Here is a 24904-nt window from a genome sequence, read left to right as displayed (position 1 = left end):
GGGTCCGTGCCGTCAGCGCCCCGCACCCGCGAGCGCAACAATCGCAGGCCGCGGCTTCTGTCGCTCGGTCCACAGGTCGTAGGCGCTCTGCATCCCCAGCCACAACTCGGCGCTGGTGCCGAACAGCAGCCCCAACCGCACGGCCATGTCGGCCGTCACCGCGGAGTGTCCGTGCCGAATCCTGGAGAGCGTGGCACGCGTGACGCCCAGGCGTCGTGCCGCCTCGGCAACGCTCACCTCGCCGAGGTAGTCCTCAAGCAGCGAGCCCGGGTGCGGCGGGTTGTGCATTCCGGTCATGGACCTTCCGCTCTTTTCGTCTTCGATTCTGTCTACAGCCATTCAGTGATAGTCCACGTAATCGAGAAGTTCAACATCCGTGCCGTCAAACGAAAAAGTGAGGCGCCAATTTCCTGAAACCCAAATCGAATAGTGTCCTTGAACGTCGCGCCCCGACTCCCCCTCGCCTCGCAGCATGTGAGGTCTCCACGACGCCGGGATATCCGCTATCGACACTGCGTTGTCCAATACTGCGAGTTGTCGTTGCAGCCGAGAAGCATGATCCGGGCGGATGCCCGCCTTGCTTCCGGAAAAGAAGAAACGGGCAAGTCCCTTGTGGCGAAACGACTTGATCACAAGCGTATTCTCCCGATATACGTATAGCAAGACCGCACACTGGACGGGTTGATGGAAGGTGGTGCTTTTTGACCGGCGAATTCCCTCAAAGCGTCTCGCTGACCACCGACACTCGATCGTGATCGTTCTCTACGGCCTAGCTCTTGCCCACGGCGACCGTCACCTTGGCCGCTACCTCGCGCTAGGCGTGACCGCGCCCGCGCAGGTTTCCACAGCCCGCGCCCCGCTTGACCCCGTTCCCGCGCCGGTTTCCGCAGCCCGCGCACCCTTGACCCCACGCCCGCGCCGGTTTCCGCAGCCCGCGCCCGCCGTTTCGGGCGCGGCCTGCCGAAACGGGCGCGGGCGCCAGCGCGGCTTGACCGAACCTGCGCGACTCCCGCATCTCGCATGCGCCGCCTCAACGAGCCCACGCATGCCGCCGCGGCGCTCACCCGTCGACACGGAGCCCCCGCCGCGTCTCAAGTTTGAGGCAGCGGCCGCTTCCCGAAATACGCCGTCAGCAGGAGCACCAACGCGGTGCAGGCGAGCACCGCGTCCGCGATGCCCGCGGGCAGCACGAAGATCATCAGCACCATGGTCACGACGCAATTGATCACGGCCAGGGCGAGGCGCCAGAGGCGGTTGCGCAGAATCCCGATCGCCCCGATGATGCGCACGACGCCGAACACCCCGCTCATCGCCATCAGCAGGATCAAGTTGTCCTGGAAATAAGGCACGATGAACTGGAAGTACCGGCTGATCTGCCCAGCACCCATCCCGGACGCCAGGACCGGCACGATCGCGAGGCACGGCCCCAGCTCCATCAGCCCGCCGTGGATGATCATCAAGATCGCTGCCCACCGGTACCTCGTCATAGTGCTCCCCCGCAACTGTCGACTCCCTCATTCTGGCCGAACCGGGCCGCCCGGGGGCACCAGCGACACGCGTCGCACCCAAACTCATACCAGGCAAGCGAAATGCCCGATCAAGAGGCGGATGCCCACCGCACCCACGCCCGTCGGCTCACGACAGCAAGCGACACCGTTCAGCACCCGGTTGGTCGCCGGCTACCAGCCGTGGCGCATTCCGCGACTGGCGAGAATCGTCAGAGGGCCCGGGCACCCAAGGCGATATCGAAGCCGGCGCCGTTGCGCGCCACGCCCACCAGGAGGATGCCGGCCCATTCCAGGGCGTGCGCCATCCCCAGCCCGCCCGCGTCGAGGGGCCGCATGCCGAGGCTCTCGAGGAACTCCGCGACCCGCGCCTTCGCCTCGGCACTGTCGCCCGCGAAGAACAGGTCCACGGGCTGGTCCTCGGCGATGACGCCGCCGAAGATCGTGTTGAAGGCCTTCACGACGAGTGCGCTCTCGGGGGCGGCGGCAGCGATCTGCTCGGACGCCGAGTGGCCCGGGGTCGTCACGACTCCCGTTCCGTCCGCGTTGAACGGGTTCGTGATGTCGACGAGGATCTTGCCGGCCAGCGCCTCGCCATAGTGCGTGACAGCATCCACCGCGCCGGCGTACAGCACCGCCAGAATGACGATGTCACCGGCCGGTCGTGCGCCGAAGGTGCCGACAATCGCTCCGTCGCCGATCCGATCGGCAAGCGCCTGAGCCTGGGCGGGGTTGCGGCTCATGAGTTCGACGGTGTGGCCGTGCCGGGCCGCCCGGGTGCCGATGGCAGTGGCCATGGTGCCCGAGCCGATGATGGTGATGGTTGTCATGGTGTCTCTTCCAATCGCCGCGCCGATGCTAAGTACACCGATCTGCGTACCTAACCTAAAGGGCGGATGCGTGGCGCGTCAACCTATGCACACCGATCGGTACCAGCTGGGCTACGCTGGGCCTATGACGGAGTTGGAGAAGGGTCCCCGCGGCCTGCGCAGCGGCCGGGGCGCCCGAGAGCGCCTCCTTAGCGCGTCCCAGCAGCTGTTCCCCGATCAGGGCATCAACTGCACCGGCGTGGACCAGATCTGCGCGGTGGCTGGGGTGTCCAAGCGCACGCTGTACCAACACTTCGCCGGCAAGGACGAGCTGGTCGCCGAATACCTGCGCCGCTTCGATCCCGACATCATGCCCCAGGTCTTCGACAGCGCCGACCTCACCCCCCGCGAGCGCCTCCTCGCCGTCTTCGACATTCACCCGCCTCTGTGCCCGTTCATCGGGGCGGCCGTCGAAATCCAGGACCCGGGCAATCCCGCCCGCGTCCTCGCCCGCGACCACAAGAAGGCCTTTGCGGCGCGGCTCGCCGAAGCAGCGCGCGAGGCCGGCGCCTCCGACCCCGAGGGGCTCGGCGAGCAATTGGCGCTACTCCTGGACGGCGCCTCGGCGCGCGGTCGAGTCCTCGACGCCGACGCCTTCGCCACCGCTGCGGCCATCGCCGTTGTGCTCATCGACAACGCGCTCCCCCTGGCAGTACGATGAACCACTGATCCACCATTTCCCTGACCAGAGTCGGAATTACATTTGAATCGTGCGATGAAACGAGTGTGGATAGCCTTCTCAGTTCTGGGAGGCCTCGGGCTTCTCACTGCGATCGTGCTCACGGTAATCGAGGGCGTGAAGTATCGCGTGCGCGAGGAGCAGGGACTCGACCCGATCTACGCGCCCGACTGGGTTGCCGTGTCCACCTACGCGGGGTTGTGGCTGTTCGTCCTCGCCGTCATCGCCCTCGCTATGACGGGCATCGTCGCCGTGGTGCAGCGCCGACGTCGACACACCAAAGCTTGAACCTGCCGGGCAGTTCGCCGACGCACCCGACCGAAGGTTGAGACAGGGCTACGCTCCGCGGGACGTGGACGCGTTCCGTGCGGCGAGCCGGGCGAAGGCATCCGTCAGTTCCGGCGGGCCGACCACGTCGATGGCGGTGTCGAAGCGGTTCAGGGATGCGGCGAGCGCGACCCAGGACCAGGACCCTGCGGTGTACCGGCAGCGGTCGGGGCCAAGGGGCTCGACCGTGCCGTCGCCGGCGAACGGGAGGACGGCACGAGCGGCGAGGTGCAGGACGACCGTTCCAGTGCACGGCCACACGTTTGCCTCGGCCGATCCCTTGAAGCGGGCCGAGACGTAGCCCTTCGCGTCGCCGCCCGGGAGCGCGCGCGTGCCGAAGCGAGGACCCGTCGGGGTGCGCGGGGTGATTCGGTCGGCGCGAAAGGTCCGCCAGTCGTCACGGTCGAGATCCCAGGCGACGAGGTACCACCGGCCGTGGGAGGTGACGAGGTGGTGCGGTTCGACCCGCCGCGGCGGGCTCAGCTCGATGCCGTCGGTACCGTCCGTCGCGTCGGTGCCGTCGGTGCCGTCGGTGACGTCAGTTACGTCGGCGCCCGGCTCCGCGCTCGCGTAGTCGAACCGGAGCACCTCGCGGGCGCGGACCGCCGCGGAGAGGGCGAGGAGGACATCCGCTGAGGCCTGCACGGCGGGGCCGTCGCCGGGGCGCGCGATGGTCGTGAAGTCGAGAGAGTCCAGGCGGTGGCGCAGCCGGGACGGCATCACCTGCCGCACCGTGGAGAGCGCCCGCAGGGCCGCCTCCTCGATCCCCGCTCCGGTGAGGGTGGCCGTCTGGAGGGCCACAGCCAGCGCGACGACCTGGTCGTCGTCGAAGAGGAGCGGCGGCAGCTCGCTTCCGGCGTCGAGCCGGTAGCCGCCGTCGGGGCCCATGGTCGCCTGGATACGGTAGCCCAGCTCGCGGAGCCGGTCGACGTCGCGGCGCACCGTGCGGTGGCTGATGTCCAGCCGTTCGGCGAGCAGGGCGCCGGGCCAGTCGCGCCGGGTCTGCAGCAGCGACAGCAGATTCAGCAGCCGCGCGGTGGTCGTCGTCATTCCTCGATCGTAGTTCGAGTAGAGGACCGAAACTGTCCTAGACGGATGTCAGAGTGACCGTTGTCGGGACCCGCCCGGCACCGTTCTCACTAGGAGCAGACATGAGTATCACGACCACCACGCACCTCAACTTCCACGGCGACGCCCGCGCGGCGCTCGAGTTCTACCAGTCCGTCTTCGGCGGCCAGGTCACCATCGCGACCTACGGCGACTTCGGGATGCCCCAGGACGCCCCCGGGGCCACGAACGTCGTCTTCGGGCAGGTTGAGACCGAGGCGGGTTTCCGGGTGATGGCGTACGACATCCCCGGCGAGGCGGGCGGCTTGGCCACCGCATCACGCCCGGCCGGCTCGACCCGCCGCGAGAACGGCGTCACCCTCACCGACCAGTCGTTCTTCGTTTCCGTCCGCGGCGACACCCTCGACGAGGTGCAGGGCTACTGGGCCGCGCTCTCGGCCGGCGCGTCCGTCGTGGAGCCGCTCGCGGCATCCGCCTGGAGCCCCGGATTCGGCATGCTCACCGACGCGTTCGGCGTGACCTGGATTCTCGACGTGGCCGCCGCGTACACCGCGTAACGGCAGGGCGTGCCTGCAACGGCGCTGGCAGGCACGCGCAAAGGGGTGACCGGCCGGGTCGACGACAGCAGCAGCATTGCAGCGGGCGCAGGAGGAGACGTCGGCGCAGGAGGCTGAAACGCGCCTGGCCCGGTTTCTCCGTTTCGAATGCGCGTGGTCGATCATCGGCATCCCGGTCGGCATCACCAACTTCAGGCTCATCCCAGTCGCGCTCCTGCCGCTCGGCAAGGAGATCGTCGACCTGCAGCAAGCACTCATCCGAATCGCTATCGAGCGAATGCCGGGCACACCCGCTGCAGGCCGACGCTTGTCAGGCTCAGTCCACGCAAACAGCTTCCTTGAAGCGTTCCAGTTGCTGATGGGCTCTGACCGCACCCTGTTTTCCGCCCAGTTCCTCCAAGGCCGCGGTCTTCAGCGCGTCAACTTCCTGCAGATTGGCAACCGCGGGTTCAAGTCCGGCAATGTTGTTGATGAGCACCAGGAGGGACCGTTCATCGATGGGCTCATCCGAAGTAGAGAGGTCGATCACGGTCTGGCAGGAGACGCGGACGGCGTCGTCCCGGAGGACACTCGGCTCCTTCAGCGCCGCGGCCCAACGTCGCAGCACATCGTCGCTGGATTCAGCGGTCGTCGCCCGCGTCTTGACGAGCTGTTCCACCTCCGGCGCGCTGCGCCCCAAATATCTCGCCAGGTCATCGGCAAGTTGCCCGGCTGTTCGCGCGGTTCCACCGCTACAACTGGTCATCACCGCCGCGAGAACGATCGCAGTCCCGCCGCCGACAAGCGCCCGCACCATCACGTTGGCTCCCCGACCACGTGGGCCGCGGTTCGTTTGTGCATGCATCGAGATGCCTTCCGTCCGGTGGTCAGAAACGTCCTTGTTCCGACGCACCCTGTTGCGTAGCGTGCATTTCTCTAGAGGAGATGGTGGCCCCCTCCCTGGGCGGCGTCAAGGACTGTATCTACCCGTGGCGGCGCTGAAAAGAGGGTGCCCGTGGGCGGCACCGCGAGCAATTGAACGCAAACGCGAAATCGCCCAGGGCTACAGCCCATGGCAGGACTACGCCGCCCCGCGAGCCGCGGGCGGGCGAGGGTCCTCGCCCAGCAGGGCGATGGCTCCGTGTACATGTGCAGTGTCGGTCGTCATGCTGCAAGCGGGAGCTCACGGGTGCAAAGCGGCACGGTCCTGCGAAAGGCTGCGCCTCCGACAGGGAGACAAACGCCCCATCCCGACCGGTGGAGCTATCAGTGTGGGTCGCGAGCCGGGCGGCTCCGGGCGATTCCGACCAGCACGAGCGCAGCCGCGACAGCCGTGAGGGTGACCCCGGCGACGGTGACGCCGGTTTGGAACGCGGCCACCTGGTCTGCGCTCCAGTTCGGTGCTGAGATGTTTCCCGTGAAGAGCGCCGCGAGGATGGTGCCGGTCACGGCGATCCCGATTCCGGTGGCGACCTGGCTCGACGTGTCGACAAGGGCGGCACCGATCGTGGTGCGGTTCTTCGGCAGGCCCCGCATGACGTTCGTGCCGGCGACCACGCCGACCACGCGCATCCCGGCTGCGACGAGCACGAGGGAAAGGGCGACCCAGATGTAGCCGAAGCGACTCCCTGCCGCGAAGACGGCGAGGCCGAGCACCACGGCCGCGGAGCTCATCCAGGCTGCGCGGTCCATCCCGAATCTGGCGACGAAGGGGCCGACGAGGCGGCCGCCGCCGAGCAGCACGATGACCTGGGGAAGCATGCCGATTGCGGCCAGGGCTGGCGGCCAGCCCCAGGCGAACTGGAGCTGCAGGGTCACCATGTAGCTGAGGCCGGAGATCGCGAGGCCCGACGCGGCTTTGTAGGCGAGTCCGCTGGAGACGAGGGGCAGGGCGATGAGGTGCAGGTCCAGAAGGGGGTACCGGGCTGTTCGCTCGCGGACGACGAAGAGGATCACAGCGATCAAGGCGCCGCCCGTTGCCGCCCAGGGGGTCCAGAAACCGGCGCCCTCCCCCACGAACAGCGTCGGAGCCACGAGCGCCAGCACGATGGTAGCGGTGCCGAGAAGGGCCCCCGCGATGTCCAGCGGGTCGCGATGGAGTTCGGCGGGAAGGTCCTGGGCGATTCCGATCCGGATGCCGATGAACGCGAGCACGGCAATCGGCGCGTTGATCAGCAGCAGCACCTGCCACGGCGCGACGGCAAGGATGAAGCCACCGACGGTCGGGCCGATCGCCAGACCCACCAGCCCGACCGTGGAGATGAGGGTGATCGCGCGGACGCGCAGGTTCTCATCGTCGAAAAGCCGGAACGCCAGAGCCATCGAGCCCGGGGTGGTCATGGCCGCGGCGATGCCCATGGCGACCCGCACGGCGATGAGCTGTTCGGTCGTCGTGACCAGGGCGGTGGCCAGGCTCGCGAGACCCAGCACCGCCAGACCGATCAGCATCACCCGGCGGCGGCCGAACCGGTCGGCGATGGCGCTGAACAGCAGCATCAGCCCGCCGAAGACGACCGCATAGGCGCCCGTGACCCACTGCAGCGCGGTGGTCGACGCGCCCAGTTCACGCCCGATGGTGTGGAGCGCGACGTTGAGGATCGAGTTGTCGAGCATCTCGAACAGGAACACCGCGGACAACCCGGCGAGCGCCACGGCGGCGGCCCTGAGGGTTTGCGGGCGGTGGCGAACCGGTGAGTCGCGGGAATCATCAGTCGGGTTCGGAAGCTCATTCTGGTTGCTCATATACGTCTCTCCACGTGGGGAGAAGTGGCTGCTCGATGAGCAACGTATGAGCGCGGGCAGAGCCCCGCGGTTTTACTTCCGGTGCAGCCACACTAGCGAGCCGCGTTCTGGAATGGCAACTCGACGCGTCAGCGGTGACGCCCCGCGGGCGCGGTCTTCCGCCTCGCCGTGCCGAGCTTGCGATTCGCGAAGGGGCGCGCACCGAACGTGAGCACGAAGTGGTCGATGAGAGCCGCCTCGACCTCCTCGGGGTCCTCGCCTCCCGTCTCCAGCCAGGCGACGAGCAGCTCCGCGCTGCCGGCGAGCTGCCACACGTAGCGGCCTCCCCAGTGCCCCACCTTCTCGCCCGCGCCGTGCCGCCGGTACTCGGTCAGCCGCTTCCGAAGCCCCCGTTTGCCCTTCGCCCCGGCACCGGCCTTCCCGATATAGAGCACGGATGCCCCGTCGAGCCACGCCTCCGCCAGCTGCGCGTTCGACACGGTCGGGTTCCGTTCCTTGAACCTCCCGGCCGGGCTCGTCTCGAGGAAGTCCGGGCGCCGATCATCCGCGCGGAGGACCACGTAGACGCCCGGCGCTGCGGGCAGCGTCGAAGCCGCCAGGTCCGCGAACCGCACGAAGCCCGTAAAGCCCGCGTTTTCGAGCCCGAGTCGCGTCCAGTCCATCTCCCCAGTCTGGCGCATCGGTCACCGAGCGCCCGCCGGGTGTGGCCTGGCCGCCGGCACGCCCGCGCGCCGCTGCCCCGAACCAGCCGAGCCCTCCGGCACACGAGGCGCGCGACCTGAGAGACTGGAACCATCATGAGGACTCTCCTGAACATCATCTGGTTCGTGCTCTCGGGCTTCTGGCTGTTCCTCGGCTACATGCTCGCTGCACTGATCATGTTCGTGCTCATCATCACCATCCCTTGGGGAATCGCCGCTGCCCGCATTGGCGTCTACGCCCTCTGGCCGTTCGGCAAGACCGTCATCGCCACGCCCAACGCGGGTCTGGGGTCCTTCCTCGGCAACGTGCTCTGGGTGGTGCTGGTCGGCTGGTGGATCGCCCTCACCCACCTCACCACCGGCATCGCACTCTGCATCACGATCATCGGCATCCCGATGGGAATCGCCAACTTCAAGCTGATCCCGGTCGCGCTCCTACCCCTTGGCAAGGAGATCGTCGACCTGCCGTAGGGATCTATCACGACCCACAGAAGTTGGCGTTTTGCTGGCGCCAAGCGAGCCCGCAAGTCCGCCGGTCCGCATTCCGGTGTGCCGCGTCAGCTGCGAGGCCGCTATCGCCATTGCCCGATCAATCTCGAATTTCGCGATACCCCCTCCATTCGGCCTCTCTAAATGGTCCTTGGGCCATCGCTATTGGTCGAGCCAAGTGTGGATGTGAGCCACGCGAGCAAACTTTTTTCGCACGGACCTCAGGCCCGCCTGGAATACGCCTTCACGACGTCCTGGTCCAGGCCGGCATATATGGATGGTCTGAGCCTCACGTAGGCCTTAGACATTTCATTTCTGAATCTCACTAACCCCCGCTTTTGGATTGTCGGTACGAACAGCACGTCACCAAACTCCGGCTTACACAGGTGCCATCGATAGGTTGATCCAGAATTCAATCCAAGGTCCTGACTTAGGATCTTGTAGATTTCCCCGGTCGGAATATCCGCGTCAGTCCAGTGTGCGAAAGCGCGTAGCGTCTTTTCTCGGGCAACAGAATCGCGGACTGCAGACTGATACATGTCAGAGAATTGCTGGGCGAATCGATTGTCAACGATCCCTCGGATGGCGGCCTCCACGTGCGAGAGTTCAATCTTCAAACGGGAGTCCTTGTCAGCGTCGATGAGGCACTGCTGACCCAATACGTGGACGAACCACGGGAACCCTGCTGAGACTTCAGTCAACCTCACCGTGGCTCGCCTGGTGAATGAAATCGCCACACCGGCTGCTCTGAGATGACTCTCGGCCTTAGAAACGATCTGCCCAAGTTCAGATGGGTTCATCAAAGGCACTTTAACGGGCTGAAGGCGACGTTCGAGTGATTGGTGATCGCTCAATAGGTCGGACACGTTGCTCGCGATGCCTACCAACATGAATTTGAGCGACTCGCTAGACGCAGCTTTCAGGAAACTGACTAACCCAACTGTCCTTCTCATCCTATCCAGTTCGTCGACAATGAAGAGGACCGGTTGACCGTACGAAGAGGTCAATAACTCGCAGAGTTGCACGAGCTTCTCCTCAAGATTTTGATCTTGGTAGCTCAACCTCTGGCGCTCAACCTCATACTTCTTTGTACTCTCGACTTCCACAGACTTCAGAGTCAGCGTCTTGCGAGTCACTCGATCAATCAGCTGGTTCGCGCCTACGTTTGAGAGAACGTTCTCCACCGATTCAAGTGGTCCGGCAGCTTTCGCGAACGGACCGTGCTCCACGTGACGCGTCGTTGAAAAGCGTCCGGTCGTCGAGGATTTCGCTGGTGCGCTCCGCTGGTTTGGATTCCGCACCGAGGCCCGAACTCTCCAAGCGATTCTCCGCATGCCGCCGCATGTAATCGCTTGAATGCATACGCGGATGAGCCGACAAGCACGTCTTGGCGGATCACGCCGTCGTTGCTTAGCTGCGTGATGCTGCCGCCGCGCTCGGCCCCCCTAGCCCCATTGCGAGCATCGATCGCGCAACCGCCTCCTTACTCAAACAGAGGCAGCGGTACACGGTCTCCTGTATGGATATGTGACAGTTTCACCGAATCAGGTGAATCGGGCGCGGCTGGCGGGAAGGTCAGGTGAAAGACGGAAACTCCATCAGTCAGATCATGTTGACGGACACACCGAACCGCGGCCGCTACCACCACCACCGTCGCCGTCGCCGAGAGCACCGTCGGGCTGGGAGACCTCTAATCTTCGGTGGAGAGCGCCGGATGCTGGCCCGTCCGGGACCTGTCGAACGATAAGATCGTGGCCTATGACCTTTGTGCAATCGTGCCCACCTCCTTCTGCCGCCCAAATGGTGGATCTCTTCGCCGGTCCTGGTGGTTTGGATGTCGCCGCGCGCTGGTTGGGGTTGTCCGTGGCCGGTATCGAGTGGGACGAAAACGCCTGTGCGACCAGGCGGACCGCGGGGCTGGAAACCCTGCAAGGTGACGTACGGGAACACGGTCCGAACGAGTTTCCCCACGCGACGATCCTCACCGGGGGGCCACCGTGTCAGACGTATACCGTGGCCGGGGCAGGTGCCGGTCGTAAGGCGCTCAACCAAGTCCTGTCTTTCATTGCGCGCATGGTCGACGGGGATGACGTCACCACGGAACTGGCCGCTTTGGATGATGAACGAACCGGGCTGGTGCTGCAGCCGCTGCGGTGGGCGCTGGAGGCCCATCGGGCGGGGAACCCCTACCAGGTGATCATCTTCGAGCAGGTACCGGCGGTCCTGCCCGTCTGGGAGGCTATGGCGAGGGTCCTGGAGTCGCTCGGTTACAAGACCGCGACCGGCATACTTCACGCAGAGGAGTACGGGGTTCCGCAGACCCGCCGCCGGGCGATTCTGATCGCGAACCGACACCAGACCCCCGTACTTCCTGGCCCGACTCACCACCGGTTCAGGAGAAAGGAAGTGAAAGCTTCTAGGAACCGACCTGCGTTGCTGCCGCACCGGAGCATCGGCGAGACCTTGGACAGGGTAGAGCCTTTCGTACTGGTCTCCAATTATGGAACCGGCGGTGATCCAAAGGCCCGCGGCCGGCGCACTTCGAAGGAACCGGCTTTCACGGTTACCGGGAAAGTCTCCCGGAACCGCCTGTTCTCCGACGAGGGTGAACTCGATCGCCTCAACGTCTCAGAAGCGGGTCGGCTTCAGACCTTCCCCGCTGACTACCCGTGGTCGGGCAAGGACATCTCTCAACAGATCGGTAACGCCATTCCACCGCGTCTGGCGGCTCACGTCCTGGCAGCGGCTCTCGGTCGGGAGCTCCCCGCGGATTTCCTCGACACGATGACGAGAACACCATGGATTGCCATGGACGACGAGGCCATACTTGCAGCACAGGATACCGAGGACGCCCACGTTAGTGCTGTCCCGGGGATCGCCCCGAATTCCGGTCCGGATTCGGACTTGGACCTCGATTCGGGGTCGGAGCCGAGTTCTGATACAGAGTCGAGACGGTCATCCACTGATATCACTTCCGGTGCAGTCGGCCTCCTGTCGTCACGACTCTGAGCGTCCACTTAGTACCAGGATTCGACTTTCGGACTAGTTTGTGGGACCTCGCCCACCGTGAATCACCGGGACCAGGAAAGCGGGAAGTGGCGGTATGAACCGTGAATCTGATCCCATCGGCCGTGATCCTGTTGTCGTTCATTCGGTCGGTGTCCGGATGTCGAATCAGCGCCGCAGGGACACCGCTCCGGAGTTGCGGTTGCGGAAGTTATTGTTCGCTCGGGGGTTACGCTATCGGGTCGATGCGCCACTTCCCGGGATGAGCCGTCGTCGTGCGGACGTGCTCTTCACCGGGAAACACGTGGCGGTATTCGTCGATGGCTGTTTCTGGCATTCCTGCCCACGCCACGGAACGCTGCCGCGGTCCAACCATGACTGGTGGGTCGCCAAGCTCGAGAAGAACGTGTCGCGGGACCGGGGGACCGATGCCCATCTTTCGGCCATCGGATGGGTGGTCCTTCGCTTCTGGGAGCATGAGGACATGGACTCGGCGGCAGAGGTAATCGAACAGGCCCTCCGTACCGGTGAACACTAAAGCCCCACGGCGCGTGCAAGGGCGGTCCAACGATTGAACGCCCCTCGACCTCATCAGGATCAAGGAATCGGCGTGGGGGAAGGAAACAGCGAAAGGGTGAAGGTCGCGGTGTTTCTCGACGGATGCTTCTGGCACGGATGCCCAGAGCACGGCACACATCCGCGCGCGAACGCCGACCGGTGGGCCGTCAAGCTCAGATGAATCAAGGTGCGGGACGCTAAGACATACGACCTGCTGAGATCGGCAGGCTGGCGCGTGCTGCGTTTCTGGGAGCACGAGGACCCTCAGTTGGTGACCGAACTTGTCTGCTCATGCGTCCAGGCACATCGTGAAACCTGACACTTCCGGAAAGTCTAGGGCGCGCTGAGCTCCCGGACCTCGTCGAGTACGCCCTCCAACAGCCCTGGGAAGTCGCGCCCGCCAAGTACCAATTGACGGTCGAGCAGTCTGTTTGCGGTCTCGCACGACGTCTCGCTCACAAGCGAGCACCCGTGGCATGCCGCCAGATTGAGGCTCGAGGCACCCTGCCTGTCGCTCTCTATGCAGACCGGATCGTTTGAGCAGACATCGGCATCATCGATTGCTGCGAGAAGCAGTGGAACCAGCTGGTCGGGGTCACCGAGCCGAACGAGACCGCCCAGCGTGCCCTGCGCGTCACCCGCTGCCGTATAGATCAGCACTCCGGCCGTGCGGTCAGGACGGGTGGAGCTCGCGTAGATCCGTTCCTGAAGCGAGGCAGACGAGTACCCAGACGCATATGCTAGGCGGCGAATCAGCAGGTGAGCGATCGTGTGGAGGGCAACGAAACGCGCCTCCGGGACGTCCAGCCGACTTGCCCAGGGCGTCTTCGATCGCCGGTCCAGCAGGATACCGGCCCGTGCACGGACCGCTGCGTGCTGCTCCCACTCAGCGAGAAACTCTTCGCTGAACTGGAGGAAGATCCCTTCCCCGTACATCTCGATGGCGGGGAGTGTTGGCTTGCGCTGGCCCTTGAGCGACAGATCGGCCGGAATCATCTCGGCCTCAGCGGAGTACCGGCGGAAGCCCTTGAGAGCTCTGACCTCGCGCACTCGCCGAACCTGGCCGACCGCGGTCAGCCGTTCAGCCAGTGTCGCGGGGATGCCAGAACGATCGGACGTAGACCACGAGTCGACGACGAATTCGCCCTCGCTATTGTCACGCCCGGGCGTTCCGAGCTTCTTGAGGAAAGCCGCCCACTCGCCATCCTTGAGATCTGCAAGGACATCGTCGTGCGGGTTGCCGCCCGCGGCTGCCAGGCTGAGGACGTCCTCGGCCGCGGCGCCGACTTCGTCGGCGATCCAGCCCGCGATCATCTCAGCCTTGGGCCCACCGTTGTCGTCCACAACTCGACCGAAGTCAGCATGTGCGCGGATGGCGTCAGCGACCGCGATCGACTGCGGCTTCTCTTCGGGGATGTCGAGTGCGGAGATGCGTTCCGCTATGTAGTTGCCCGTCGCGCCCCGCTGGACGGCAACAAGTACGTGCTCGCAGGCGTCATCCTGCCGTGGATCCTGCCATGGTTGGGTGCCCTTGCATCGGATGCCGTCATGGGCAAGTGCTTCCCTGCTGACCAGGTCCGACATAGGGCGGGAACGCTTGCAGCCGCCGCATTCCACCCGAAGGGCCTTCAAACCCTCACCGTGCTTCGCCGAACGAACGAACCGTAGTTCCTTGTACGCCCGGCAGTGGCGGACCGCCTCGGTAACGCCAGCGTCGCGCCCGCGGTGGGCCCACATGAACCAAGGAATGTCCTGGAGGTGGCTACCCTTTTCGCAGACGGCGACATATCGCATCGGGACGAGCATGCCGTCGCATTCGCACTTGTTGGTCCACTTGCCCCGGTCTTTGCCGGTTCGCTGCGAGAGCCCGGAGCACCGCTCGCAGAATCGCCACGCTGGAAAGCGCCAGTACAGCAGTCGCGCAGTGTCCTTACCCGTGCGTCCTGAGTGGGTGGGTGCCTCACGAAGCACGCTGGGACCGAGCCGCTCGACGAGTCGCGCGCAGTGGATCTCGGGCGCGTAGCGCTCGTCCCACCACGAAGTGTCGGGTGCGATCAACGACTCCCCTCGGATGTCTACGACTGCGCCGACGCCGAACGGCGACACGGTCTCTGACAGTCGCAGGTCATGTGTGATCCGTTGCACTGGACCCCTCCTCGTATGGCTCCCGCACCTCGACGGCAACGTTGGGTTCAACCGAGCGCATCGAGTCGGCAACCAGCCAACCTTCTCCGGACTGCCCGAACCGCTTCAACAGGGCGGAGTCGTCCGCCTTGGCACGGTCGTACAGGAGGCTCTCGCCGGCCTCGCGAGCAGCGCGTGCGCGGCGGTCCCACTGGTTGAGCAGCGTGGTGATTCGCTCGCGCGTCTCTACAGTCTCGACGGAATCCGCCCTCTCTACCCCTGCCAGGAGCCCACTGACCAGCATGTCAACCAAGGCGCGTTGGGCGGAATTGTTGAGGTCGAAGTCCCTGGCGGCGTCGTTGGAGGACAGGCCGGGTCCGAGGTGACGAATCAGTGCTACTAGGGCACCGGCGAGCGAGCGTTCGCGCGACGCCAGTGACCAGGGAGTGACGCTCGTCGGCTCGACACTTCGGTAGAGGGCCTCGTGGTAGCCGCGGAAGGTCTCGAAGTGGGAACGATCCCTCGCCCGGTTGGAGCGGAACAGCGTGGTGACGACTCCGCGGACCTTGCCTCGTCCGACACGGCTGGTCGCCTGGATGTACTCGGACGTGGTCCTGGGCTGGCCGACCATCAGCATCAGCGCGAGTCGTGGGATGTCGATGCCGACTGAGAGCATGTTCGAAGAAAGGACGACATCGACGGCCTGGTCGGACTCGTCGACGCTCCGGCGCAGTTCGCGGAGGTCGTTCGGCAACTCTTCTGGTCCGCGTCGGCTTGTCAGCTCAAGTACGCGCCCGGCGCGAACCGTGCGGAGTTCGTGCTCTAGACGCTCGGCGCGAGGCTCGAGGCGGGCGTTGACGTCGTCGACCACCAAGGTCCCTGTGCGCCCCAGCTCCCGGAGGCTGTTGTGGTACATCACTGTGGTCCAGTAGGCGTCGAGGCTCGTCCCCGCATCCGGATGTCCCCGCAGCATCTCAGGGATCTCGATCAGTGGGGCTGACGCCGAAACTGTTGCCGACATCTGCGAAAGCGCCTGGGGCATCAGCCCGAGGTAAAGGCGACCTTCACCGCTAGTGACCGGCCGAGAGAAGAATGTCGTGTCATCGTCAAGACCGGAGGGCGGGTAAAGCGCGACCCGCCTGCCGTACAACCCTTGGACCTGCTCGTCCGAGGCTCGGATCGTCGCGGTCGACGCAACGATCTTCGGCGTCGAACCGTTCGCGGCGAGCAGCATCTGGATCACGGCGTCGAACACTGCAACGGTCGTGCCGAGGGGCCCCGACAGCAGATGGAGCTCGTCTTGGATGATCAGCGACGGCTGCTGGAACGCCGTGTTGAGGCCGAGTAAACGGCCAGCTTCGGGGCGAAACTGGAGTCGCGCGAACTTGTCGACCGTCGCAAGCAGGATGGTGGGTGGCTCCTCGTAGAGCAACTCGTCGACAACGCACACGGGAATCTCGTCGGCAAACTCGCACGACAAGTTCACGCAGTGGATGACGATGTCGCGACCAACCATCCGAACGCCATACTCGCTAAGGCGGGGAGACCGGACGCGGGGAAGAAGAGGTGTGGCGCACCAAGGGCAGCTTTCCACCTGGAACTGGTTCGCCTCTTCGGGCCGCGCGGCCTTGCGAAGCCGATCGAGAGCGGACTTTGCATCCTTGCGCGTCCCGGGAGTCACTTCATTACCGACCCACAGCCCGATCGAGAACGGTGTCATGTGGTTTGCGCGCGGGTCACCGATCCTGTCGGCACGACGGAGCAGCTCCATCGCACAGACAAGCGAGGCAGCGCGCTGGAACTGCTGAGAGGTGAGCAGTCGCAGCGTGTAGCGGGTCAATATCGCAGTGCCACCACCTGCCGGGCCGTCTGAAAGTCGTCTGCGGAAGATCTCGATGGCTGCGAGCCCAAGATAAGCCTCAGTCTTTCCACCGCCGGTCGGGAACCAAATCAGGTCGACAAGCCCCCGCTCTTTGTGCGTGTTGTCCACGGTGGATGCGAGGGAGACGAGGAGGAAACCCAGTTGGAAGGGGCGCCAACTCGGCTCCGGCCGACTGCCGTCGCGGTTGAAAACTGCTTGCTGCATCTGTAGGCGCATCGCGGCCATCGCGAGAGAGAATGCCGTCCGAAGGGTGACGTTGCGCTCGTCTCCGAGCAGGTCGAGAGACTTGATCATGCGCGTGAGCGCTTCTTCCGACCGGCTGACGATCCGACCAGCGACCTTGCGATCTTGGCCGAACGAACCAACCCGGCCCTTCTGCGCCTCGACCCACACCCCGAACTGACGAACGAAGGCCCGCAGCGATTCGAGAACTTCATCGGCGTTCTTGTCGAGCGTCGCTAGATGCTCGAGACGCAGGGCGTCCGCTTCTCGGGTTCCGTCCTTGAATCCAGTTGTCTCGACGTCAGGGATGACAAAATGTGGGACCGGATCGAGGCGCACCTCGCTGCACGCGCCGTCGGAGACGGTCCAGTCGGCAGCCATGCCATGTCCGACGGCGTATACCTTGCGGTTCCTGAACCTCAGACGGAGTTCCGCGGACTCGTCGTTGACGTCGAAAGCGCGCCGCGTGTCATACTCGCGGATCGTCCCAGCACCGGTCGGGGAAACTGCGAGCGCAACCTGGTACAGCATGCTGGTGGCGTCGAGACGGTCATCGCCGGTCGATGGAGCCAGCACGCGTAGGTGAACAGTGACAAGTCTTGCGTCTCCGAAGTGCCGCCAACGGCTGCCGACCTCGATTGGCACGTCACCCACAGACTGTTCGTGTATGCGACGGTCAGGTGAAAGCGTCAGATCAGAGATCGCAAAGGGCGTTCGACGCCAGCTCGGCGGTCCGTCGCCTTCGATGGCGGCGTACGTCGCGCCAGCGACTGTGCACGCAACCGTGTCGCTGTCGGTGATGAAGGAGATCGCCGCCGATGACGGCCTCCAGTCCTCGGCGATCGGGACCGCGGCTCCGTTCTCCTCCACCTCACCGTCGAACGCGGTCATCCGGTCGACGTCTACCTCGTCGCTCTCGTGCACGGCAGCACCGTCGTCGACCTCGGGCTCGCGGTCGCGCGGGAACAACATTCCGACGGCGTACTGCCTGTTCGGCGGGTTGTAGATTACCTCACTGTCACCACTGTCCGGACCGACATAGGCCGACCTGAGGTGCGAAAGCACGATCTCCTGCGCACGAGTGAGTGTCATCGGTTCGCCATCTCTTGCCGCACCAGCTGCTGAAGCCGTCGTCTGTCATTCTTGGAGAGCACCACGTGCAGGGAGACACGAGCTCGGGTCACCGCGACGTAAAAAGCGGCCATTCCGGACGCGTCGAGAGCGTCGGGCAGGCCACACACGACAACATGCTCAACCTCCAGGCCCTTCGCGAAGCGAGGACTCGTCACCACGATGCCGCCGACAGTCATGGGTGCCGCGAAGGACCGCGGGTCAATCACCCAGATTTCGGCCCTCCGAGCTCCGTCCGTCACGAGCTTGACGGCAATGTCCACACCATCGCTGACTGTGACTTCCTGATCCGTGGTGAGCCACTCCACGCGCTCGCCGTGAACGATTCCTGGATCGCCGACGTCAGCCCTTAGGTATTCCTGCACGACGTGAACGATCGCACGGGTGTTGCGAACGTTCAGCGAAAGGTCGACCGTGATCGCCTCGTCGGTGATCAGCTCGGCGACGTCGGAGTCGTAGTCACCATCGACGTGCGCCTGGTTGTTTGGATCGAGGAACATCCGCCATCGACCGGCCGCTCGGCCGCCGACAAGAACACCATCGAGGCGGTCCATCGCGTCGGCGGTCATCATGTCCTGTGCCTCGTCTACGAGCACGACGTCATAGGGACCCGAACCTTCAAGGTCCGCGAAAGCGATCACGTCGACATTGCGTTTACCGAGATGCGGTGCGAAATACCGCGAGAGCGACGGTGAACGGAACGTGACGAGCACGGACCTCCCCTGCTCCTCCTCCTGTTTCGCAGCCTCGACAAGGACCAGGGACTTCCCGGTACCTGCTCCTCCGCAGACGAGCACGCGCTGGTTCCGCGCCAGCGCTGCGAGGACGCGGGCCTGGCCAGCCGTCGCCCGGTTCTGCTCCTCGATCACCGCACCCCGTTGTGCGTCGACCACCGGCATTCGGGTGAACTCGCCGAAGAGACGCTCCCGCAGGTCGCTCAGCCGCGCGACCTTCTCTCCGCGCGGCGCGTTTCGCGCATCCGCGAGCACGGCGTCAAGCGCCGTGGTCAGCTCTAGCGCTGTCATCGAGTCACGAGCTAGCCAGTGCGTGGGCTTCCAGTCGACGGAGCTTGGCGGTGCATCGATGTCCGGCGTGACAACAACGGCCTCGTGCGCGTACCAGCCGACCCCCTGCTCCCTGAGGATGTCACGGAGAGCGTATCCCGCCGATCGTGCCTGCTCCATCGGGGACGTGCCGAGCTTGTGCCAGTCTCCACGGCGGTCGATGCTGTACCAGATGCCATCGTGCTTGCGCACGCCACCGCCCTTGACCTCGACGACGACGACGGTTCCCCGCCACAGGATCACGAAGTCGGCTTCTGCCTGCTGCTTGTATGCGTGCGAGCGAAGCCCTACCGAGTAGAAGGCAACTGCGTCGCCGTCCGCCTCGACGTCCCGAAGAAGACGGGCGACTCTCCGCTCGGCCTCACTTCGGGACGCTGTTTCGATGTCGGCGAGCGAAGGAACAAGGATCATCCGCGCTGCTCCGCCCAGAGGTCCTCGTAGTCGTGGTAGCCGAGGAAGTCGTTCATCGCGCCCCAGTTGTCGGCGACATCAACGATGAGGCACTCATCCTTGCCGCCGTTCTCCGTTCCTCGCAGGCCGCGGCCTGCCATCTGTATGTAGGCGCCGGGGCTGAAGGTCGGGCGCGCGATGTAGAGCGCCCTCACACCCGGGGCGTCGAAACCCTGGACGAGGAGGTCGCAGTTGGCGAGGACCTGGATCTCGTTGTCCTGAAACTGCTTGATCACTTTTCGACGCTGTTGCTTGCTGGTCTGTCCGCTAACCGACTCCGCGACTATCCCCCTGTAGCGCAGCGAGGCCGAGAGAACCTGCGCCGAGAGCACACTCGGAGTGAAGACGAGGACGGGCCATTCTGGGTGTGCTTCAAGCGTCTGGAGGATGTGCTCGACGAGGATCCGCATGCGCTGTTCGTTGCGGCCGATGCGCTCGTATAGGTTCCGGTCGATGAGCTTGTTGGACCTAAGGTCGCCAGGCGCGGAGTCTCTGACCTCAAACTCGACACCGGTCGGCAACACCTCGTGCCTGACGCTTGCGAGTACACCAAGCCTCACGAGTTCTTTGTACGGCTCGTCGTAGGGCAGTGCGAGCCTCGTGCCGAACCTGGCCTTCAGTTCCTTGGTCCCGCTGTGGTCACCGGCTCGCCCCTTGAACGGGGTCGCCGAGAGTCCGACTAGTGGCCTCTCCCAGCTGCGTCCATCGACACCAAGCCACCGCAAGATCTTGGTGTACTGCGACGAACCCGCTCTATGAGCCTCGTCGATGAAGACTGCTGCTGGCTTGCTAAGCCAGTCGTAGTCGCCCCGCCCGATGAGCTGGGCGAGCTGCGCGTCGGTCGCGACAATCACGGACAGCTCGGTGTCTGGTTCCTGAACGGTGTTCGAGCCCCACAGGCGGCCGATCGTAAGCGGTCGTTCGTCGGACAGGTACCGCCAGACAGTTTGGAAGGTCTGAACGGCCTGCTCGCAGAGTTCCTCCGACTGTGCAATCCAGAGGATCGACCCCGAAAGCACCTCGTCGACGAACAGCCTGAGGACAGTCTCGGTGGCGACGCGGGTCTTGCCCGCACCCGTCGGCAGCTCGACCATCGCCTTCTGCGCAGGACCGTTGGTGGACGGTTGCGTCAGGACGGTCCGCAGATCCTCGCTGATCTTCTTCTGGTACGTGTGCAGACGGTTCAACACCACCGCGCCAGGGACGACGAACTCCGGGGGCTGCTTCTGGTTCCGCTGGCCGGCATACTCTGCGCTAAACCCCATTTTCCGGACCCAGGACGCAGCGGGCGCCGTACCACCCCAAGCCTCCGGAACGTCCGAAAATCCGAGGTCTTCGAACCTGTCTGCAAGGATGCGTAGCGCGTCCGAGCCATAGACCGTTAGGAAGAGATCCGCAACGGGCGTCTCGTCGCCGACCAGGCCCTGCGCCTCAAGCGCGCTCCAAAGTCCGGTAGGAAGTGCTTCCTTCAGGTCGTCGGGGCCGATGTAGTGGTCGAGACGTTCGGCGTCGCTCTCGATGGCCTGGGCCTCATGGCGAAGGAGCTCAAGCTTATTGTCCTGCCCCGCCTTGCGCACGGCAGCGAGTCGCACGTTGTCGAGGCGAAGACCGAAGGCGTCATTGACGAACTCGAGAATCCGCTGGTCGTCAGCATCGCTCCTGACGATGAGGTCCTGGCCGTCAAGATGCCAGTCCCGTGGCTGATCCTCTGTGCCCTCCTCCGTTACAACCCGCTTTGCGATAAGCAGTGCCCGAGCCACTTTCGCCGACGCGAGCGCCGCGCCGTATGCCGAGCGAAGGCCGGTGTAGACGTCAAGAACACGTTGGAAGTCCTGCTGGCCTTCGACGACCATTGCGAACGAGAAGCTCTCGGCGAACCGACGGCATCCGACCGTCTCGACGAACTCGTCGACCATGTCCGGATGTACCCTCAGGAACGGTCGCTGCCGGCTCCGAAGGAATTCCTCTTCCTCGTCCGAAGAGGCAAGGAACACCGTCGAGGGCGCATGCGGCTCGACGACTCGCTTAACCCTGGCGGGGATGGTCGATGGCTTTTCGCCGGCGTACCCGGCCTTCGTGGCCCCAAGAACAAACTCGGTCAGAACCGCGTCATCAACGGACGGGAAGAGATCTGCCTCGAGCATCTCCCGGAGCACGTGCGCCGGCACTGCTTCAAGCTCGTCCGGCAGTGCGAGAGCAACCTGGACCTGGTGTGTGCCTCTGAAGAGCGGAAGGAGTGCACCGAACCGCACAAGCGAAGGTGAGACGACGTCGCCCGGCGCCCTGAACCCTCGCGACGTCGGGAGAAGACCCGCCTGCTGGACAGCCCATCGAGACGGCGGAAGTACTCCGTGAGTGCGCCCGGTGTCGAGATCCTCGACGACCCAACTCCCTTCCGGAAGCTCCAAGAGCGAGGTCGTCCATGACGCGCGCAGCTGTTCCGGCGCCTCAGCATCCCGCAACATCAGCAACACAGAAAACGGTCCGGGCCCTGCCCCAGGACTGACCTCCAATCGTTCAACGGGTCGTTCGCCCGGCCCCCGCCGGTTGTTGAGCGCATCTACGGTGGCGGCGACGTAAGCTTCGTACTCCGCCTCGTCCTCGAGAGAGAAGTCCTTGACCGGACGCTGAGCGACACCGAGCTTGTGGGCGACATCGGCAATGGACCGACTTCGGTCGAGAATCCGCGCCGCAAACCGCTCAGGCAATGCTGCATCGATGTCGATCACCTGCTGTGGCCACGCCCATCCACCGTCACGCGTGGAGACCTTGATCGACGCAGTCGAGGCCGTCATCGTCTTGATGGCGATGGTCAGGCTGACGGAGACGACGGCGTCCCAGAGCTTCTCGAGGTCCTCGCCAGCGGGATCGACGGGAAGCGTTGCCAATCGCGCGTTGAGGATCGCCTCTGGGTCAAGGTCGCGGAAGCCACGGCCGCGGAGGAGTGCTTCGACCCCATTCTCCGCCAGGAACGCCGGGTCGACGAACACTGCAGCGTCAACGACCAGCCCTTCCTCCTGATGGAGAAATACGACGCTTCGGTCGTCGAGCGACTTCATGCCGTCGGTCGTGGGAATGACCTTTGCGGATGTGATGCCTTCAAGTGAAGGGTGCCCGTGGACCGTCCTGAGAGCGTTTGCCGACGAAACAGGGTCGTTGCCCTCAGCCCACTCGCGCAGCCATGTCAGGAGGCCACGTTTGGGCATTCGTTCCATCGCAGCTCGGACGTCGCGGGCGCTGGGGTCGAGGTCAGGTTCCTGGGCGACCAAGAGGAGATCCCGGAGGCGTGTCACCCTCTCTCGCGACTTGTAACAGTGCCAATGGGGCACATCGTCACCAGTGTTGGGCGAAACCATCCATCCCTGGTGAACGCTGGCGTCGAAACGAACGGCTGGGTCCAGCGGACGAAGCTCCGATCCGTTGCGCAGGTCACCAGCATTGTCAGGAATGTACTGGCCCGCGCCCGCCAAACTGACGATGTGTGTCCGCAGGGTGTCACCGGCGAAACCGCGACTCTCCTGGGCAAGCTCGCGCGCCGGAAGATAGTCTAGGTGCCCTGCAGGGTCTTCAGAGGTCCGCAATTTTGACAGGAGCGGAACGAAGAGCCCGGCGAGGGTTTTGATGATCTCTTGGTTGTATCGGTTTTCGAGCAAATTCGTGCGGTCGTCGTTGACGCTCCACGGAGCGTTGAGCAGCGCCCCGACCGAGGTCTTGTCCTGAAGCGGGAAGTAGGACCAGAACTGCCCGGAAGGCAGTCTGCTGCGTTGAACTGGAACGGCGACCGTGACTTTGACCTTCTCGCGCGATACCGCCTCACCGACTTCGTGGCGTGCTTCCGACGACGGCTTGTGCATAGCGCTCTCGACGATCCATTCGTCACCGCTGCCGTCTGGGCGCTCGATCCTGAACCTTTTATCTCCCAAATCGCGGGAAACGTGGCTCGTCTGGTACGGCTCATCTCCGATCACACGCAGCCGGACTTCCCGGACGGCACCGACGAACAGCAGGAACTCAGACGTGAACCCCTGGATCTCGTCCCGCAGTCGTTCGAGATTTGTCGCTGCGGGAAGCTTGACAATCGTCGTAGCCCACAATCCAAGTTCTGCGAGCACGGGATCTCGCTCCAGTTCGGTTGCGGCGTCGAGAACCGTGGCGGTCCGGAGCACTGGATACCGCTTGGCGGTTGTGACCTTTTCCATCTCGATTCGAGCCTTCGGCGAGTTGAACTCGAACGAGATCGAGCGGCTCAACACCTGCGGCGCTTGCGACACCGCAAGCACCGACTTGAATCCGAGGCCGAAGCGTCCGATCTCATCGCCGCGTTTCTCGCTCAGATACGCCATCGTGACGGCTGTCAGGCCGCTCATGGAGAACGGTCGCCCTGAGTTCGCGCAGTAGAGCACACTGTTGGCCGTGTCCAAGATGATTTCTACGCGGCCTGAGTTTTCCGCGCTGGTGTCTTCAGCACCCGCCAGAGCGTCGGCGGCGTTCTGAATCAGTTCGAGCAATGTCCGGTTCGCGTAACCGCCGGTACGGATCGACTCTTCGTGGTTGGCATGCTCGGAGACCAGGTTCGGATGGATCCGGTAGGACTCTATCGTCCGGCTAAACTGGTCCTCGACTTCGCGCACGAGCGACGGGTCCGGCTCCCATGACCCGTGGTCGAGCCTTACCTTTGACTTCATGCCCGCGATCGTGCTCCTTCAACGGTTCCACCGCGAGACGAACTTGCGGCTTCACCGACTACATCAATCGAGGTGGACCTCGACTTTTGTCCGGGAAGTGCACTGCAGTGATCGCAGGACTCGGGTGAGAATCACTCTACAAAGCTGCCCCCGCTTTTGCGCCCTGTGATCCTCGTGTCGCGTGCCCCATTTCGGGGGATGCAGCAATTAGCCGCTACTCCCCGCGCGGCGTCGCGTGAACGGATCCTTCGACGCGCTTGGTGAAGGAGGGGCTCGAAGACAACTACCGGACGAGAGCGTCGATGTCGCGGCTGCTCCCCCAAATACGGGCTCGCCGATCACGCGATTCCTGCACGAGGTACCGGGCTGTCCTTATTGCGGCGCGTGCCGCCGCAGCGCCCTGCTCACGGGCACTCGATGCCGGAGCGGGGCCCAGCGGGCCATGTCCTGTGATTCCGTAACTGTCGCGGTAGGCGGCGACGATTTGTACCAGGCCTCGCCACGCTGCGTTGGCGGTTCCATCAGGCTCTGTTCCCAATGCCTGGGTCCACGCTTCGCGTCGTGTGAGGGCTTTCTCGGTGAGGTGTCGCGCTCGGTGCTCGATCAGTGTTCGTCGTTCGTCTAGGGCGTGGCGCATCTCGGGCGTCATGGGGCCGAGCGCTTCGGGGATGAGCCCAACGATGAGCCGCGGCGCCCTGCGCCCGAGGCCTCGTGGAGCGTGGCGGGTTGTGACTTTGTCGAGGCGTGACAGGAGAGGCTCATTCGACCGCTCGACTCGCGGCACGTGCCTGGGGCACGGCGGGGATTTGTGGAGCGAAAGTCAACTCCACTGCATCACTCTGCCTCGGTCTGATTCGTGGGCGTTT

General features: G+C 64.4%; 19 protein-coding genes and 1 pseudogene. 7 read left to right on the top strand and 13 right to left on the bottom strand.

The window, feature by feature from the left end; all coding sequences use genetic code 11:
• Positions 1 to 12 precede the first annotated feature (12 nt).
• The 4 genes from MQH31_RS03600 to MQH31_RS03585 all read right to left on the bottom strand — a co-directional run bounded on the left by MQH31_RS03600 (position 13) and on the right by MQH31_RS03585 (position 2335).
• A complete protein-coding gene (locus tag MQH31_RS03600) occupies positions 13 to 297 on the bottom strand; it encodes a HigA family addiction module antitoxin (protein WP_243010938.1) in 285 nt (94 codons plus the stop codon).
• Positions 298 to 339: 42 nt separating this feature from the next.
• Positions 340 to 633 (bottom strand): type II toxin-antitoxin system RelE/ParE family toxin, encoded by a 294-nt coding sequence (locus MQH31_RS03595; protein WP_243010937.1) that lies wholly within the window; start codon positions 631 to 633, stop codon positions 340 to 342.
• 458 nt (positions 634 to 1091) lie between these two features.
• Positions 1092 to 1487, bottom strand: a complete 396-nt coding sequence (locus MQH31_RS03590; RefSeq protein WP_243010936.1) for a hypothetical protein — start codon at positions 1485 to 1487, stop codon at positions 1092 to 1094.
• A gap of 230 nt (positions 1488 to 1717) precedes the next feature.
• Positions 1718 to 2335 carry an NADPH-dependent F420 reductase gene (locus MQH31_RS03585; RefSeq protein ID WP_243010935.1) on the bottom strand — a complete coding sequence of 206 codons (618 nt, stop codon included), beginning with the start codon at positions 2333 to 2335 and terminating at the stop codon, positions 1718 to 1720.
• A 124-nt stretch (positions 2336 to 2459) separates the two neighbouring features.
• On the opposite strand from MQH31_RS03585, the gene MQH31_RS03580 reads away from it, so the two are divergent.
• Together MQH31_RS03580 and MQH31_RS03575 are read left to right on the top strand one after the other, a co-directional pair.
• A complete protein-coding gene (locus tag MQH31_RS03580; protein ID WP_243010934.1) occupies positions 2460 to 3035 on the top strand; it encodes a TetR/AcrR family transcriptional regulator in 576 nt (191 codons plus the stop codon).
• A 54-nt stretch (positions 3036 to 3089) separates the two neighbouring features.
• The gene (locus tag MQH31_RS03575; protein WP_243010933.1) at positions 3090 to 3341 is read left to right on the top strand and encodes a hypothetical protein; all 252 of its coding nucleotides are present in this window, start codon (positions 3090 to 3092) and stop codon (positions 3339 to 3341) included.
• Positions 3342 to 3389: 48 nt separating this feature from the next.
• On the opposite strand, the gene MQH31_RS03570 is transcribed toward MQH31_RS03575, so the two are convergent.
• Positions 3390 to 4430: a helix-turn-helix transcriptional regulator gene (locus tag MQH31_RS03570; protein ID WP_243010932.1), complete on the bottom strand. Its 1041-nt coding sequence runs from the start codon at positions 4428 to 4430 to the stop codon at positions 3390 to 3392.
• Positions 4431 to 4531: 101 nt separating this feature from the next.
• On the opposite strand from MQH31_RS03570, the gene MQH31_RS03565 reads away from it, so the two are divergent.
• Positions 4532 to 5005, top strand: a complete 474-nt coding sequence (locus MQH31_RS03565; RefSeq protein WP_243010931.1) for a VOC family protein — start codon at positions 4532 to 4534, stop codon at positions 5003 to 5005.
• A gap of 316 nt (positions 5006 to 5321) precedes the next feature.
• Here MQH31_RS03565 and MQH31_RS03560 read toward each other — a convergent pair whose 3' ends face one another.
• The 3 genes from MQH31_RS03560 to MQH31_RS03550 form a co-directional block, all read right to left on the bottom strand.
• Complete coding sequence (locus MQH31_RS03560) at positions 5322 to 5804, bottom strand: hypothetical protein (RefSeq protein ID WP_243011699.1); 483 nt, start codon at positions 5802 to 5804, stop codon at positions 5322 to 5324.
• Between the two features lie 446 nt (positions 5805 to 6250).
• The gene (locus MQH31_RS03555) at positions 6251 to 7726 is read right to left on the bottom strand and encodes an MFS transporter (RefSeq protein ID WP_279238324.1); all 1476 of its coding nucleotides are present in this window, start codon (positions 7724 to 7726) and stop codon (positions 6251 to 6253) included.
• Positions 7727 to 7854: 128 nt separating this feature from the next.
• The gene (locus tag MQH31_RS03550) at positions 7855 to 8388 is read right to left on the bottom strand and encodes a hypothetical protein (protein WP_243010930.1); all 534 of its coding nucleotides are present in this window, start codon (positions 8386 to 8388) and stop codon (positions 7855 to 7857) included.
• A 135-nt stretch (positions 8389 to 8523) separates the two neighbouring features.
• Here MQH31_RS03550 and MQH31_RS03545 point away from each other — a divergent pair, with 135 nt between their 5' ends.
• On the top strand, positions 8524 to 8898 hold the full coding sequence (locus tag MQH31_RS03545) for a YccF domain-containing protein (protein WP_243010929.1): 375 nt from the start codon (positions 8524 to 8526) through the stop codon (positions 8896 to 8898).
• A gap of 239 nt (positions 8899 to 9137) precedes the next feature.
• Here MQH31_RS03545 and MQH31_RS03540 read toward each other — a convergent pair whose 3' ends face one another.
• Positions 9138 to 10100, bottom strand: coding sequence for a hypothetical protein (locus MQH31_RS03540; RefSeq protein ID WP_243010928.1), 963 nt, complete (start codon positions 10098 to 10100; stop codon positions 9138 to 9140).
• A gap of 574 nt (positions 10101 to 10674) precedes the next feature.
• Between MQH31_RS03540 and MQH31_RS20965 the strand changes: the two are divergent.
• The 3 genes and pseudogenes from MQH31_RS20965 to MQH31_RS03525 form a co-directional block, all read left to right on the top strand.
• Positions 10675 to 10956: pseudogene (locus tag MQH31_RS20965) on the top strand (DNA cytosine methyltransferase); the annotation flags it as partial.
• A 33-nt stretch (positions 10957 to 10989) separates the two neighbouring features.
• On the top strand, positions 10990 to 11925 hold the full coding sequence (locus tag MQH31_RS03530; protein ID WP_243011663.1) for a DNA cytosine methyltransferase: 936 nt from the start codon (positions 10990 to 10992) through the stop codon (positions 11923 to 11925).
• 94 nt (positions 11926 to 12019) lie between these two features.
• Entirely contained in the window at positions 12020 to 12460 is a 441-nt protein-coding gene (locus tag MQH31_RS03525) for a very short patch repair endonuclease (RefSeq protein WP_243010927.1), read from the top strand.
• A 353-nt stretch (positions 12461 to 12813) separates the two neighbouring features.
• On the opposite strand, the gene drmB is transcribed toward MQH31_RS03525, so the two are convergent.
• From drmB to MQH31_RS03500, 4 genes are read right to left on the bottom strand one after another with little or no spacing between them, the layout of a single operon-like run.
• On the bottom strand, positions 12814 to 14625 hold the full coding sequence (gene drmB, locus MQH31_RS03515; RefSeq protein ID WP_243010926.1) for an MrfA Zn-binding domain-containing protein: 1812 nt from the start codon (positions 14623 to 14625) through the stop codon (positions 12814 to 12816).
• Complete coding sequence (locus MQH31_RS03510) at positions 14606 to 17800, bottom strand: helicase-related protein (RefSeq protein ID WP_243010925.1); 3195 nt, start codon at positions 17798 to 17800, stop codon at positions 14606 to 14608. The genes drmB and MQH31_RS03510 overlap by 20 nt, the downstream gene beginning before the upstream one ends.
• Complete coding sequence (locus MQH31_RS03505) at positions 17797 to 19314, bottom strand: NERD domain-containing protein (RefSeq protein ID WP_243010924.1); 1518 nt, start codon at positions 19312 to 19314, stop codon at positions 17797 to 17799. The genes MQH31_RS03510 and MQH31_RS03505 overlap by 4 nt, the downstream gene beginning before the upstream one ends.
• Positions 19311 to 24038: a sacsin N-terminal ATP-binding-like domain-containing protein gene (locus MQH31_RS03500; protein ID WP_243010923.1), complete on the bottom strand. Its 4728-nt coding sequence runs from the start codon at positions 24036 to 24038 to the stop codon at positions 19311 to 19313. The genes MQH31_RS03505 and MQH31_RS03500 overlap by 4 nt, the downstream gene beginning before the upstream one ends.
• Between the last annotated feature and the right edge of the window lie 866 nt (positions 24039 to 24904).

Source organism: Cryobacterium zhongshanensis, from assembly GCF_022760445.1.
Taxonomy (GTDB): domain Bacteria; phylum Actinomycetota; class Actinomycetes; order Actinomycetales; family Microbacteriaceae; genus Cryobacterium; species Cryobacterium algoricola.
The sequence above is the reverse complement of the archived record's forward strand: the minus strand, read 5'-3'. Positions and strand labels throughout refer to the sequence as shown.